The sequence below is a fragment of the Isoptericola halotolerans genome, assembly GCF_003003075.1.
Taxonomy (GTDB): domain Bacteria; phylum Actinomycetota; class Actinomycetes; order Actinomycetales; family Cellulomonadaceae; genus Isoptericola; species Isoptericola halotolerans_A.
The window spans coordinates 186800-200247 of sequence record NZ_PVTX01000009.1 but is presented as its reverse complement, the minus strand read 5'-3'; the positions used below and the strand labels follow the sequence as shown (position 1 = coordinate 200247).

The 13448-nt window shown below is 73.3% G+C and carries 12 protein-coding genes; 8 read left to right on the top strand and 4 right to left on the bottom strand.

Annotation, left to right across the window (positions count from 1 at the left end):
- The first annotated feature begins 8 nt into the window (after positions 1-8).
- Both BCL65_RS13935 and BCL65_RS13930 read left to right on the top strand, forming a co-directional pair.
- Entirely contained in the window at positions 9-926 is a 918-nt protein-coding gene (locus tag BCL65_RS13935; protein WP_106269085.1) for an ABC transporter permease, read from the top strand.
- Between the two features lie 110 nt (positions 927-1036).
- The gene (locus BCL65_RS13930) at positions 1037-1966 is read left to right on the top strand and encodes a glycine betaine ABC transporter substrate-binding protein (protein WP_106269009.1); all 930 of its coding nucleotides are present in this window, start codon (positions 1037-1039) and stop codon (positions 1964-1966) included.
- 119 nt (positions 1967-2085) lie between these two features.
- On the opposite strand, the gene BCL65_RS13925 is transcribed toward BCL65_RS13930, so the two are convergent.
- Positions 2086-3315 carry an acyltransferase family protein gene (locus BCL65_RS13925; protein ID WP_181340741.1) on the bottom strand — a complete coding sequence of 410 codons (1230 nt, stop codon included), beginning with the start codon at positions 3313-3315 and terminating at the stop codon, positions 2086-2088.
- A gap of 221 nt (positions 3316-3536) precedes the next feature.
- Between BCL65_RS13925 and BCL65_RS13920 the strand changes: the two genes are divergently transcribed.
- The 5 genes from BCL65_RS13920 (at position 3537) to BCL65_RS13900 (ending at position 9518) form a co-directional block, all read left to right on the top strand.
- Positions 3537-4166: a sunset domain-containing protein gene (locus BCL65_RS13920; protein ID WP_106269007.1), complete on the top strand. Its 630-nt coding sequence runs from the start codon at positions 3537-3539 to the stop codon at positions 4164-4166.
- A 143-nt stretch (positions 4167-4309) separates the two neighbouring features.
- Positions 4310-5869, top strand: a complete 1560-nt coding sequence (gene ahcY / locus BCL65_RS13915) for an adenosylhomocysteinase (protein ID WP_106269005.1) — start codon at positions 4310-4312, stop codon at positions 5867-5869.
- Between the two features lie 179 nt (positions 5870-6048).
- Positions 6049-7422: a sensor histidine kinase gene (locus BCL65_RS13910; RefSeq protein WP_243401056.1), complete on the top strand. Its 1374-nt coding sequence runs from the start codon at positions 6049-6051 to the stop codon at positions 7420-7422.
- A 44-nt stretch (positions 7423-7466) separates the two neighbouring features.
- Positions 7467-8174: a response regulator transcription factor gene (locus tag BCL65_RS13905; RefSeq protein ID WP_165800029.1), complete on the top strand. Its 708-nt coding sequence runs from the start codon at positions 7467-7469 to the stop codon at positions 8172-8174.
- A 93-nt stretch (positions 8175-8267) separates the two neighbouring features.
- Positions 8268-9518: an acyltransferase family protein gene (locus BCL65_RS13900; protein ID WP_106268999.1), complete on the top strand. Its 1251-nt coding sequence runs from the start codon at positions 8268-8270 to the stop codon at positions 9516-9518.
- A 19-nt stretch (positions 9519-9537) separates the two neighbouring features.
- On the opposite strand, the gene BCL65_RS13895 is transcribed toward BCL65_RS13900, so the two are convergent.
- Positions 9538-9960: a hypothetical protein gene (locus BCL65_RS13895; RefSeq protein ID WP_125206545.1), complete on the bottom strand. Its 423-nt coding sequence runs from the start codon at positions 9958-9960 to the stop codon at positions 9538-9540.
- A gap of 67 nt (positions 9961-10027) precedes the next feature.
- A complete protein-coding gene (locus tag BCL65_RS13890) occupies positions 10028-10849 on the bottom strand; it encodes an RDD family protein (protein ID WP_106268995.1) in 822 nt (273 codons plus the stop codon).
- A 72-nt stretch (positions 10850-10921) separates the two neighbouring features.
- Between BCL65_RS13890 and BCL65_RS13885 the strand changes: the two genes are divergently transcribed.
- Entirely contained in the window at positions 10922-11911 is a 990-nt protein-coding gene (locus BCL65_RS13885) for a stage II sporulation protein M (RefSeq protein WP_106268994.1), read from the top strand.
- A gap of 163 nt (positions 11912-12074) precedes the next feature.
- Here the strand turns inward: BCL65_RS13885 and BCL65_RS13880 are convergent, their stop codons facing one another.
- Positions 12075-13448: a DUF58 domain-containing protein gene (locus tag BCL65_RS13880; protein ID WP_106268992.1), complete on the bottom strand. Its 1374-nt coding sequence runs from the start codon at positions 13446-13448 to the stop codon at positions 12075-12077.

Here is a 13448-nt window from a genome sequence, read left to right as displayed (position 1 = left end):
TGGCACCGATGTCCACCTCTGACGGCACCACCATCCCGAAGGTGCCGATCGGCGAGGCCGTCGACAGCGGCATCGACTGGGTCAACGACAACCTCGAGTGGTTGCTGGACGGCATCACCGCGGTGATGTCCTTCCTCATCGACGGCATCACCGAGCTGCTGCTGCTCCCGGCGCCGCTCGTCATGGTGGGGATCTTCACCCTGCTCGCGCTGCTCGTGCGGTCCTGGGGGCTCGCCGTCTTCACCGCCGTCGGCATGCTGCTCATCATCAGCATGGAGATGTGGGAACCGGCGATGGAGACGCTCAGCCTGGTGCTGGTCGCGACCGTCATCGCGGTCGTCATCGCCGTCCCGGTCGGCATCCTCGCCGCCCGCAACGACGCCGTCAGCGCCTTCGTCCGGCCGGTGCTGGACTTCATGCAGACCATGCCGGCCTTCGTCTACCTGGTCCCCGTGGTCGTGTTCTTCGGGATCGGCGTCGTCCCCGGCGTGTGCGCCACCATCGTCTTCGCGCTGCCGCCCGGGGTCCGGCTCACCGAGCTGGGCATCCGGCAGGTCGACTCCGAGACCGTCGAGGCCGGGGAGGCGTTCGGCGGCACCCCGCGGCAGATCCTGGGCGGCATCCAGCTCCCGCTGGGCCTGCCGACCATCATGGCCGGCGTCAACCAGGTCATCATGCTGGCCCTGTCGATGGCGGTCGTCGCCGGCATCGTCGGCGCCGGAGGCCTGGGCGGCGAGGTCGTGTCGTCCATCTCCACGCTCGACGTGCCGCTCGGCGTCGAGGGCGGCCTGTCCGTGGTGATCCTCGCGATCTTCCTCGACCGGCTCACCGGCGCGATCGGCCAGCCCACCGGCCGCTCGCTGGTCGCCATCCTCAGCAGCCGGAAGGGCGACGGCGCGCGCGCCGCGACGGCCGGCGCGGTCTGACGGCCCCGCCGCACACAGTCCCGCCGAGCAGGAACCGACCTGCCCGGAACCCATGTCCCGGGACCTGTCCCCTCGGGGGCACGTCCCTCGACACGAAAGGAACTCATCACATGAGCACCCATCGCAAGCATCTGCGTCGGCGCCAGGGCGTCGCCCTCGTCTCCGCCGCGGCCCTCGGCCTGACCCTGACCGCGTGCGCCTCGGACGACGCCGGCTCCGACGGCGCCACCGAGGAGTCGGCCGCCGAGGACATGACCATCACCCTGGGCTACATCCCGTCGTGGACCGACGGGCTGAGCACCGCCTACCTGCTGGACAACGTGCTGTCGGAGGCCGGCTACACGGTCGAGCACGAGGAGGTCCAGGAGGCCGGCCTGCTCTACACGGCGCTGGCCGAGGGCGACGTCGACATGTACCCGTCGGCCTGGCCCGAGGTGACCCACGCCAAGTACATGGAGGAGTACGGCGACTCCATCGAGGACATCGGCACGTACTACGGCAACGCCAAGCTGACGATGGCGGTGCCGGAGTACACCGACATCGACTCGATCGCCGAGCTGGCCGACAACCCGGACCTGTTCGACGGCACCATCACGGGCATCGAGCCGGGCGCCGGCCTGACGGCGGCCGTCCAGGACAACGTCATCCCGACGTACGGCCTGGACGAGGCGGGCTACGAGCTGCAGACGTCCTCCACCACGGCGATGCTCACCGAGCTGGAGCAGGCCACGGAGAACGAGGAGGACATCCTCGTCACGCTGTGGCAGCCGTTCTGGGCGAACGCTTCCTACCCGGTCAAGACGCTCGAGGACCCGGAGGGTGCGCTCGGCAAGGCCGAGGGCCTGCACTTCCTCGGTACCGACGGCTTCGCGGAGGAGCGCCCCGAGGTCGCCGAGTGGATCGGTCAGATCACGCTCGACGACGCGCAGTACGGCTCCCTGGAGGACACCGTCGTCAACGAGTTCCCGGACGACCCGGCCGCCGGTGTCGAGGCGTGGCTCGAGGAGAACCCCGACGTGATCCCCCCGTTCGAGGGCTGATCGTCACCGCCTGACGCATCGCTGCACGGCGGCACAGCCTCCCGCAGCACGGAGCGCCCCCACCGGACCTGTCCGGCGGGGGCGCTCCGTCGTTCCCGGGCTCGTCACGGCGAACGAGGTCAGGCGGCCACCCGGGACTGCTGCACCTGGGCGATCGCCTCGCGCGCGTGGTGGGTGCCGCCGTCGTGCACGGCCGGCGCGAGGGCGCGACGGGAGGGGTCCGGGGCCAGTGCGCGGGTGACCGCCCGGCGCAACGGTGCCGAGCAAGGCTTCTCCACGGCGTAGTAGATGGCCGCGGCGAGCAGCAGCGACACCGCGGTCGCCGCCACGAGCGCGGTCCGCGCGCCGACGCCGCGCTCGGCCAGCACCTCGGTGACCGCCCACCCGAACTGCGTGTGCACCAGGTACAGGGGGTACGTGAGCGCGCCCGCCAGGAGGCACAGCCCGGCCAGGTACCGGTTGCGGACCGTGGCCCACGGCTGGACGGCGAGCCAGACGGCGCCGACGACGGCGAACAGCACCAGGACGGCGACACCGGCGTGCACGGGCACTCCCTGCAGGCTGCTCGCCTGGTCCGCGGACGTCATGACGCGGTCCACGGAGAGCCCGAGCAGGAGTGCGAGCGCGGCGAGGTCGACGACCACCGCGCGGCGCGTGCCGCCGTCGGGCACGACCTGGTCGCGGTGTGCCGCGAGGTCCTGCCAGAGCAGGAACAGGACCATGCCGATGCCGAAGTAGACGGAGTGGCGCACGACGAGGTGCTCCGCGACCTCCGGGTAGCCGAAGCCCCGGACCAGCATCCCGGCCGCGGGCCACGCGAGCGCGAGGGTGAGCGCGCGTGCCCGGGTGAGGGGGCCGAGGAGCATCAGCAGCCCGACCAGGACGTAGAACTTGAGCTCCACGAGGAGCGTCCAGTAGACGACCTGGGAGAGCTCGGCCCCGAAGAGGTCGGGCGCCATCGTGAGGTTGAGCAGGGTGTCGCCCAGGCTGAGCTCCCGGCCGCCCGACCAGAACGCCTGCAGGACGGCGGTCGCCAGCACGCAGGCCCACAGGGCCGGGTAGAGGCGCCCCACGCGCGAACCGGTGAACTGCGCCAGGGTGCGGCCCTGGCCGGACCACAGGATCGCGAGGCCGCTGATGACGAAGAACGCCTCGACCGCCAGCCAGCCGTAGCGGGAGACCTGGTTCAGGCCCTCGAAGAGCGTCGAGACGTCGGTGCCCCAGTACTGGCTCGCCGTCGGGGTGGCCGTGAAGTGGTAGACGACGACGGCGAACGCCGCACCGAACCGGAGCACGTCCAGCAGGTGCTTGCGCTGCGCCGTCTGTGTCGTCTGGGGCGTCGAGGTCATCTGATCGACCTTAGATCACGAATCGATAACATTCGAGCCCGAGGCAAGCATGCTCCGGTGGGCGGGTGAAAAACGTTGTCCGGGGCGCCATCGGCGGTTGCCGTGGCATAACATCGGCCCACGCCCGAACCGGCGCCGTGACCTGCAGGGACACCGCGACGGTGACGTGACGCCGGAGTCGCGGTGGGCGCTCTCACCCGGCCTGCGAAAGAAGACCACCCATGCGCAAGATCCTCGCGTCGATCGCGGTCGGCGCGCTGCTGGCCAGCGGCTCCGCGGTCGCCACCAGTGCCGCCGCGGCGGCCCCCACCCCGGCGACGTCGGTCCAGTCCGTCATCCGCACGGCGACGGCACCGGCGAAGGTCGTGATCAAGAAGATCCCGACGAAGACCGCCCCGTACGGGGGCAAGGCCACGATCAAGCCGCGGGTCACGAAGTCCGGCACGGTCACGATCCGGTCCAAGACCCTCACCGTCAAGAAGTCGGGCACGACGATCGCGAAGAACAAGAAGAAGGTCTCGCTGAAGCCGGGTACCTACCGGGTGACCACCAAGGTCACGTTCCAGCGCTACACCGTGAAGTCGACCGCCCGCGGCACGATCAAGGTGTACGGGCCGAAGAAGACCAAGAAGCTGTCCCAGCAGCTCGTGGTGCGGCAGGGCAAGCGGCCATCGCGCACGTCTCCGGTGAGCAAGTGGGACTGCCCGCGCTGGGCGCCCATCAAGGGCAACCAGTCCGGCATCTACCACGTGCCGGGCGGTCGGTACTACGAGATCACCAGCCCCGAGGAGTGCTTCACCACCGAGTCCGCCGCGCGCAACGCCGGCTACCGGGCCTCCCGGAACGGCTGACCCACCACGGCCCGCTGAGGCGGCCCGGCCGCGCGCCCACGCACCTACTACCCTGGTGCGTGGGCGCCCTGCGTGGTGCGCCCACTGCGCCGACGGGAGCCCCCAGCGCGCGACAGCATCGACGACGTCCCCAGGAGGCACCCATGACCGACACCGCCACGGCCACCGCCGCGCAGCCGACCCCCGGCTTCGACGAGGCCCCCGGCCGCTACAAGGTCCGTTCGCTCGCCCTCGCCGAGGCGGGCCGGCACCAGATCCGGCTCGCCGAGCACGAGATGCCCGGCCTGATGGCCCTGCGCGAGGAATACGGCGACGCCCAGCCGCTGGCCGGTGCGCGCATCGCCGGCTCCCTGCACATGACTGTCCAGACCGCCGTCCTCATCGAGACCCTCACCGCGCTGGGCGCGGAGGTCCGCTGGGCGAGCTGCAACATCTTCAGCACGCAGGACGAGGCCGCTGCCGCCGTCGTCGTCGGCCCCGGTGGGACGCCGCAGGACCCCCAGGGCGTCCCGGTGTTCGCCTGGAAGGGCGAGTCGCTCGAGGAGTACTGGGCGTGCACCGAGCAGATCCTGGTGTGGCCGGCCGGCGAGGGCCCGAACCTCATCCTGGACGACGGCGGCGACGCCACGATGCTGGTCCACCTCGGCCTGCAGTACGAGCGGGCCGGCGTCGTGCCGCCGAACACGCTGCCTGGCGAGCCCGACCACACGCAGGAGATGAACGTGGTGCGGGACCTGCTGCGCGCCGCGCTCGAGGCGGACCCGCTGCGGTGGACGGGCATCGCCCAGCAGATCGGCGGCGTCACCGAGGAGACCACCACGGGTGTGCACCGCCTGTACCACCTCGCGGAGTCGGGCGAGCTGCTCTTCCCCGCGATCAACGTCAACGACTCGGTCACCAAGTCGAAGTTCGACAACAAGTACGGGATCCGCCACTCGCTGCCGGACGGCATCAACCGGGCCACCGACATCCTCATCGGCGGCAAGGTCGCGTTCGTGGCGGGCTACGGCGACGTCGGCAAGGGCGCCGCGGAGGCGTTCCGCGGTCAGGGAGCGCGCGTCATCGTCTCCGAGGTCGACCCGATCTGCGCGCTGCAGGCCGCGATGGACGGTTTCCAGGTCGCGCGGATCGAGGACGTCCTCGACCAGGCCGACTTCTTCATCACCACCACCGGCAACTTCGGCGTGATCACCGCCGAGCACATGCTCGCCATGAAGAACAAGGCGGTGGTGGGCAACATCGGCCACTTCGACAACGAGATCGACATGGCCGGGCTGGCCGACGTCCCCGGTGTCGTCAAGACCGAGATCAAGCCGCAGGTGCACGAGTGGACGATGCCGGCCGGCAGCGGTCCGGCCGCCGCGGACGGTGCCGCGCGTGGCGAGCGGTCGATCATCGTGCTCTCCGAGGGGCGCCTGCTCAACCTCGGCAACGCGACGGGCCACCCGTCGTTCGTCATGTCCAACTCGTTCGCCAACCAGGTGATCGGCCAGCTCGAGCTGTTCGCCGACATGGCCCGCCCGGCCGACGAGCAGCAGTACGAGCGGCAGGTCTACCGCCTGCCCAAGATCCTGGACGAGAAGGTCGCGAGGCTGCACCTCGACGCGCTCGGCGTCCGCCTGACCGAGCTCAGCAAGGCCCAGGCCGACTACCTCGGGGTCGCCGTCGAGGGCCCGTTCAAGCCGGAGCACTACCGCTACTGACCGTCCCCGGCCGCGACGCCGAGTGTCGAGGTTCCCGCCGCATTGACGTCCCATAGCGGTCCGGACCTTGGCACTCGGCACCGGTCACGCCGGCGCCGGCGGGTACGGGGGACAACCCCCGTGCCCGACGGCGGCCCGCACCCTGGGCGGGCGACCCGGCACCCGCCAGGATGGTCACCATGACCGCCCTCACGCCTGCGCCCGGATTCCTCGAGGCGCCCTTCGCGCGACGTACCTGGCGGGCCTACGGCTTCCTGTGGGTCGCGCTGCTGCTCGCTCCGTTCGCGTTCGCCTATGCGGTCCTCACCACCGTGCTCACGGTCGGTCTCACGGTGACCGTGGTCGGGCTGTTCGTCGCGGGCGCGCTCGTGCTCGGCGGGCGCGGCTGGGGCGGTGCGTACCGGCGGTTGTCACGGCGCCTGCTGAGTGTCGAGATCGCCGAGCCGGTGCCTCGGCGGACCCGGCGCGGGTTCTGGCGCCGGCTGGGCGGGACGATCGGCGACGGTGCCGGCTGGCGGGCGATCCTGTACATGGCGGCGACGTTCCCCCTGGCGATCGTGTCGTTCGTGGTCTCCACCGTGTTCCTGGCGGTCGCCCTGGGAGCGATGACCCACTGGGTGTGGTCGCGGTTCCTCCCGCTGCAGGAGGCCCCCGACGGGACGACGCACCGCGGCTTGTCGATCGTCGCGGGGGACTGGTACTGGTTCGCCGACAGCCCGGCCCGCCACACGCTCCTCGTGGCCGCGGGCCTGGTGCTCCTCTTTCTCTGGCCCCTGGCCCAGGCGCCGTTCGTCGCGCTCTTCCGCCTGCTGGCGGGCGCGCTGCTCGGGCCCACCCGCGCGAGCGTGCGCGTCGCCGAGCTGGAGCGGACCCGGGCGGGCGTGGTCGAGGACGCCGACGACCGTCTGCGTCGCATCGAACGGGACCTGCACGACGGCACGCAGGCCCGGCTCGTCGCGGTGGCGATGCAGCTCGGTGAGGCGCGCGACCTGCTCGCGGCGGGCAACGACGCCGACGACGTCGCGCTGGCCGGCAACCTGGTCGGCACCGCCCACGACTCCACCAAGGAGGCGCTGGCCGAGCTGCGCGAGATCGCCCGCGGCATCCACCCGCCCGCCCTGGACAGCGGCCTGGCGGTCGCCCTGGAGACGCTCGGTGCCCGAGCGCCCGTGCCGGTGACCGTGGACGTCGACCCCGTCGTGGAGGCAGGCGGACGGCTCGCCCCGGCGGTGGAGTCCATCGCGTACTACACGGTCGCGGAGCTGCTCACCAACGTCGTCAAGCACGCCGACGCCTCGGGCGCCTACGTACTGGTCCAGCGGACGGCCGACGGCCTGCGTGTGCGGGTGCGCGACGACGGCCGGGGTGGCGCCGCCGTCGTCGCCCCGGACGGCAGCGGGCACCGCACCGGGCTGGCGGGCCTGGTCGACCGCGTGCGCGCCGTGGACGGCACGCTCGACCTGTCGAGCCCGGCCGGCGGACCTACGGTGGTCACCGTGCTGCTACCCACCCAGACCCGTCCGGCGACGCCGGTCACCCGGCCGCGCCCATGAGCCCCGCACCGGGCTCCCGCCGCGGGGCGGCCACGGGCAGGCACCTGCGCGTGGCGATCGCCGAGGACTCCGCCGTCCTGCGGGACGGCCTCGCCGCCCTGGTCGAGCGCCGGGGCCACACCGTCGTCGCCGCGGTGGCCGACGGCGTCGCCCTCGAGCGGGAGATCGCGCTGCGGCACGCCGCGGGCGAGCTGCCCGACGTCGTCGTGGTGGACATCCGCATGCCACCCACCTTCACGGACGAGGGCCTGCGGACCGCGCTGGCCCTCCGCGAGGACCACCCGGACCTCGGCGTGCTGCTCTTCAGCCAGTACGTCGAGACCCGCTACGCCGGGCGCCTCCTGGCGGGGAGCTCGCGCGGGGTGGGGTACCTGCTCAAGGACCGGGTCGCGGACGTGGGCGACTTCCTGGACGCCCTGGTGCGCCTCGCGGACGGCCAGACCGTGCTGGACCCCGAGGTGGTGTCCCAGCTCATGGGCGCCTCGCACGGCGACGACGGTCTGTCCCGGCTCACCGGGCGCGAGCGGGAGGTGCTCGACCTGATGGCTCAGGGGCGGTCCAACGGCGCGATCGCGGAGCTGCTCTTCCTGTCCTACGGAGCGGTGGAGAAGAACGTCGCGTCGATCTTCGCCAAGTTCGACCTGCCACAGGACGCGGCTGACCACCGCCGGGTGCTCGCCGTGCTGCGGCACCTCGGCGTCGGAGAGCAGGGAGCCGAGGAGGGACAGCCCCCGGGTTCTTTCGGGGGCTGACCGCGCCCAGACCGGGGGATCCACCCATGGTCCATGTCGTCGCAGGTCAACAGGCTGGAGGGGTCACCACGACCCCGACCTGCGGAGCCTGCCATGACCCTGACCACGACCCTCGTGCCGGCGGAGCCGGCGCCCCGGCGATCGGCGCTGTCCGAGCCGGACCGCCCACCGGCACCGGCGAGCCCTCCCGTCGCGGCCGGGCGGGCCGGCCCACGGCAGGGGCGTGACGGGTTCGTCGACGCGATCCGTGCGCTCGGCATCGTCGCCGTCGTCGCGCTGCACTGGCTGATGGTGGAGGCGACCTGGGACGGCAGCACCCTGCGGGTCGGCAACGCCCTCGGCCACGGTGCCGGCTGGACGGTGACCTGGCTGCAGACGCTGCCGCTGCTCTTCCTCGCCGCCGGCGCGGCGGCCGCCTACCGCAGCTCGCGGACGCTCGGTCTCCCGGGCCGCTGGTGGCGCGCCCTGGGCGGGAGCGTGCTGGGCGCGGCACGTCCCGTCGTCGTCCTGCTGGGCGTGTGGGCGCTGGCGGTCGTGGCGATGCTCGCCGTCGGCGTGCCCGACGACGCCGTACGGCGGCTGGCGCGGATGGTGCCGCAGCCGCTGTGGTTCCTCGGCGTGTGGGTGGTCCTGGTCGCTCTCGCCCCTCTGCTCCAGCGGGCCTGGCGCCGGTGGCGGTGGGGCGCGGCCGGCGTCGTCGTGGCCCTGCCGCTCGCCGTCGACGCGCTGCGGTTCGGCGCCGGAATCGACGGACCGGCGTGGGCCAACGTGCTCCTCGCGTGGGCCGTGCCCTTCGGCGCGGGCGTCGCCTACGCGACAGACCGCCGCGACGGACGCCGGGCCGTGCCGAACGGTCGGTCGCTGCTCGTCACGGGAGCGCTGACCGCGCTCGCCGGTGCCGCGCTGCTGATCGCCGTCGGCCCGTACCCGGTGAGCCTGATCGGGATGCCGGGAGCCGAGATCTCCAACCTCGCGCCGCCCACCGCGCCCGTGGTGCTGCACGCCGTGGCGATGGTGTGCCTGGCGCTCGCGGCCCGTCCGGTGCTGGCCCGGTGGGCCGAGGGAGCGGGCCGCACCGTGGTCCGGCCGCTGGCGCAACGCTCCATGACCGTCTACCTGTGGCACCTCACGGCGATGTTCGCGGTCGTGGGCATGGTGCTCCTCGGGTTCGGGCAGAGCCTGCCCGATGCGTGGAGCGCGGACTGGTGGGCCAGCCGGCCGGTGTGGTTCGGGGCCGGTCTGCTGGTCCTGGCGGGACTGGTGCGGGTGTTCGGCCGGTTCGAGGCGTCCCGTGCCGGGACGACGGACGCCCCGACCGGCACGGAGCCGGTCGGGGCGTCGTGAGGCGCTCGCGCGCCGCGGGTCAGGAGCAGTTGGCGGCGGAGAACTCGTCCAGCTCGGCGATCGCGCCGGAGAACTCCTCGCTCGTGAAGGAACCCGTCGCCTCGGTGAGTGCGGCAGGGTCGGCGTTCTCCGGGTCGGCCAGCGCGGCGGAGACCGTGTCGGTGAAGCTGCGGAACGCCGAGGTGACCACGGCGTAGGAGTCCGCGACCTCCTCGGGTGCCTCGATCGCCTCCACCTGCGCCGTCAGGTCCTCGAGCGTCGCGATCGCGGCGTCCGGGTCGCTCGGGTCGATGCCCTGCAGGTCCGAGGTCAGGTCGTCCACCGAGGTGAAGGAGTCGCAGAACGCCTGCGCCGACTCGTCCGAGCCTCCGCAGGCGGCCAGCGAGAGGGTGAGCACACCGGCGGCGGCCAGAGCGGTGGTCCGGGAAAGGGGGGATCGCATGCCGTCACCCTACGGGCAGCTCGGAGCAGGGTCCCAGCCCGTCTTCAGGTGCGAGACGCAGGGCGGTTCAGGCGCGCGGGTCGGAGACGCCGTACGGCAGGCGGTGCAGCACCTCGGCCTGGTGCGTGGCCCGCTCGCGCTCGGCCCGGCCGCGCACCAGCTCGCGGTCGCGGCGTTCGTGCAGCACCGCGTGCAGGAACGCCTCGGGCGGGGTGCCGGACGGCGGCCCCGGAGCCACGTGGGCCTCTACCTGACCGGCGAGCTCGTCCGTGAGCCGCGCCCGTGAGGACGGAGCGAGGCGAGGAGCGCGGTCGAGGACCTGCCGGGCCCGCAGCGCCAGACCGTCCGGCAGCCGGCGGATGTCGGCGCTGTGCGCCCAGGCGGCCAGGTCCGGCGGCATGACGAGTGGCCGCTCCCATCCCCGGGCGCCGCGCACCCGCACGGAGTAGGTGCCCGCCAGCAGGTCGCCGAGCCGCTTGCCCCGTGCGTTGGCCAGCGACGTGATCACGGCGACCGAGCCGAAGGTGAGCCACAGCTCGAAGACGCCCACCAGCGCCCGGACGAGCGCGTGCCGGAAGCGCACCGGGCCGCCGTCGTCGCGCACCACGCGCAACCCCGTGGCGAGCTTGCCGAGCGAGCGCCCACGGCTGAGGGTCTCCACCGTGACCGGCAGCGCGACGAGGAACGTGACCAGCAGGACGATGACCAGGGTGTTGCCCCACTGGGCGCTGAGGCGGTCGAGGGTGGTGCCCAGCACCACGACCAGCGTGACGAAGCCCAGGGTCACCGTCGCCAACACGTCCAGCAGCGCGCCCACCGCCCGCGTCGCGAACGATGCCGGGCGCGAGTCCAGCACCACGCCCTCGCCGATGAGGATTCCGTCCTGCACCGTGCCTCCGTCTCCTCGGTCCGTCGGTGGAGGCGTCATCGCGACGCGACCTCCTGTGGCAGGGTAGCGGGCGTGGACCTGGATGCCTTCACCGCCGTGCACCGCCCGGAGTGGGACCGCCTCGGCCGCCTCGCGAAGCAGCGCCGGCTCGACGGCGCCGAGGCCGACGAGCTGGTCCGCCTCCACCAGGCCGTCGCCACGCACCTGTCGACCGTGCGCTCGGCCGCGCCCGACCCCGTGCTGGTCACCCGGCTCTCCGAGCTCCTGAGCCGGTCCCGTACGCGGATCGCGGGCGCGCACGAGCCCGCCTGGTCCGACGTCGTCCGGTACGCCACCGTGACCGTTCCCGCTGCGCTGTACCGGATCCGGTGGTGGACGTTCTGGGTGACCGTCGGCTTCCTCCTGGTGGCGCTGGTCGCCGGGGTACGCGTCGCCGTCGACCCCGACGCGCTCGCGGCCATGGGCACGCCCTCGCAGCGCGAGCAGTACGTCGACGAGGCCTTCGCCTCCTACTACGACCCGCAGACCTCGTTCGCCGCGATGGTGTGGACCAACAACGCGTGGATCGCCGCCCAGATGATCGCGTTCGGCGTGACGGGCGCGTGGCCCGTGTGGGTGCTGCTGCAGAACGCCGTCGGCGTCGGGGCGACCGGCGGCATGATGGCCGCGTACGGCGAGCTGACGCTCTTCCTGCAGCTCATCACCCCGCACGGTCTGCTCGAGCTGACCAGCATCTTCGTCGCCGGTGCGGCCGGCCTGCGGCTGTTCTGGGCCTGGGTGGACCCCGGGGCGCGGCCCCGGGCGACCGCGCTCGCCGCCGAGGGGCGCGCGCTCATCACGGTCGCGGTCGGGCTCGTGGGGGCGCTCGCGCTGTCCGGGCTCGTCGAGGGCTTCGTCACCGGCTCCGGGCTGGCGTGGTGGCTCAAGATCCTCATCGGGGCGCTCGCGCTCGCGGCCTTCCTGGCGTACTACCTCGTGCTCGGACGCCGTGCCGTGCGGGCGGGGGAGACGGGCGACCTGGACGTCGAGCGCGCGGGCGCCGTCCTCCCCACGGCCGGCTGACCGCACCCCGGGGCCGGCTGACCGCACCCCGGGGCCGGCTGACCGCACCCCGGTGCGTTGTGGGCGCGATTTCTGGGCCCGATATGCGCCCGAAACGGGCATATCGGGCCAAAAATCGCGCCCACAACGCCGGGGTGGGTGGGTCCGGGGCTGGTGGCCTCGGTCAGAGGCGGCCGGCGGCCTTGAGCGCCAGGTAGGTGTCGGCGAGACGCGGCGCGAGCTGGTCGGGCAGCGCCTCGACCACCTCCGCGCCGTGCTGGCGCAGCACCGCCGCGACGGCCGAGCGCTCGAGGTCGCCGCGTGCCGCGGCCGCCGCGTCGTAGACCTCCTCGACGCTCCCACGGCCGGCGCGCATCGCCGCCACCTCCGCGTCGGCGACCGCCGCGACGACCACCTGGTGCGTCCCGGAGAGCTGGTCGACGACGGGCAGGAGCCCCGTCTCCACCACCGCGGGATCGAGCGACGTCAGCAGGACCACCAGGGCGCGCTGCGAGACGCGCGCGCGGACCTGGGCCACGAGGCCCGGCCAGTCCGTCTCCAGCAGCACCGGCTCGACGGCGGCCAGCGAGTCCGCCATGGCAGGCAGCAGCCGCGGGCCGGAGGCGCCGGCCACCCGCGCCCGGAGCACACGGTCGTACGCGATCACCTGGAACCGGTCGCCCGCCCGGTCGGCCAGCGCCCCGAGCAGCAGCGCCGCCTCGACGCTCGCCTCCAACCGGGTACCGCCCGTGTTCACGGACCCGTCGACGGCGGTGCTGATCCGCGCCGCGGACGTCCGTCCCGTGTCGAGCACGACGACGACGCGCCGGTCGCGCTCGGGGCGCCAGGTCCGCACGACGACGTCGCCGCCGCGCGCCGTCGCCCGCCAGTCGATCGAGCGGACGTCGTCGCCCACCACGTACTCGCGCAGCGAGTCGAACTCGGTGCCCTCGCCCCGTACCTGGACCGCCGCCCGGCCGTCCATCTCCCGCAGCCGTGCGAGACGGCTCGGCAGGTGCCGGCGGGAGGCGAACTCGGGCAGCACCCGGATCCGTCCGCCCACGTCGAGCGAGGCCTGCCGTCCTGCCAGCCGCAGCGGTCCGACGGTCCGGATCGTGACGGCGCCGGCGGAGCGCTCTCCGCGGCGGGTCGGCAGCAGCGGTGTCCGCAGCCGGGCCGACTCGCCCGGGGGCAGGTCCACAGTGTGCCGCGCGGTCCGGGCGGGCTCAGCTGGGTCGGTGTGCGGGCGCAGGCCCCCGTCGTCGTCCCGTGCGGTGACGAGCGACGGCGGCCAGGCGTCGCGCACGAGGGCGCGCAGCCGCCGGCGGCCGGCGTTGGTCAGCACCACCTGCGACGTCGTCGGCGTGCCGAGACGCACGGACGACGGCACCGTGCGCTGCACGGTCACCTGCCGGGGGGAGGCGGCCAGCGCGACGTCGAGCGCGCAGAGGGCCGCGACCACGGCGGCCCAGAGCAGCACTGTCCCGGGCACCGGCCAGATCGCGACCGGCACCAGGCCGAGCGCCGCCAGCACGACGGCGCGCCAGGACACCGCCAT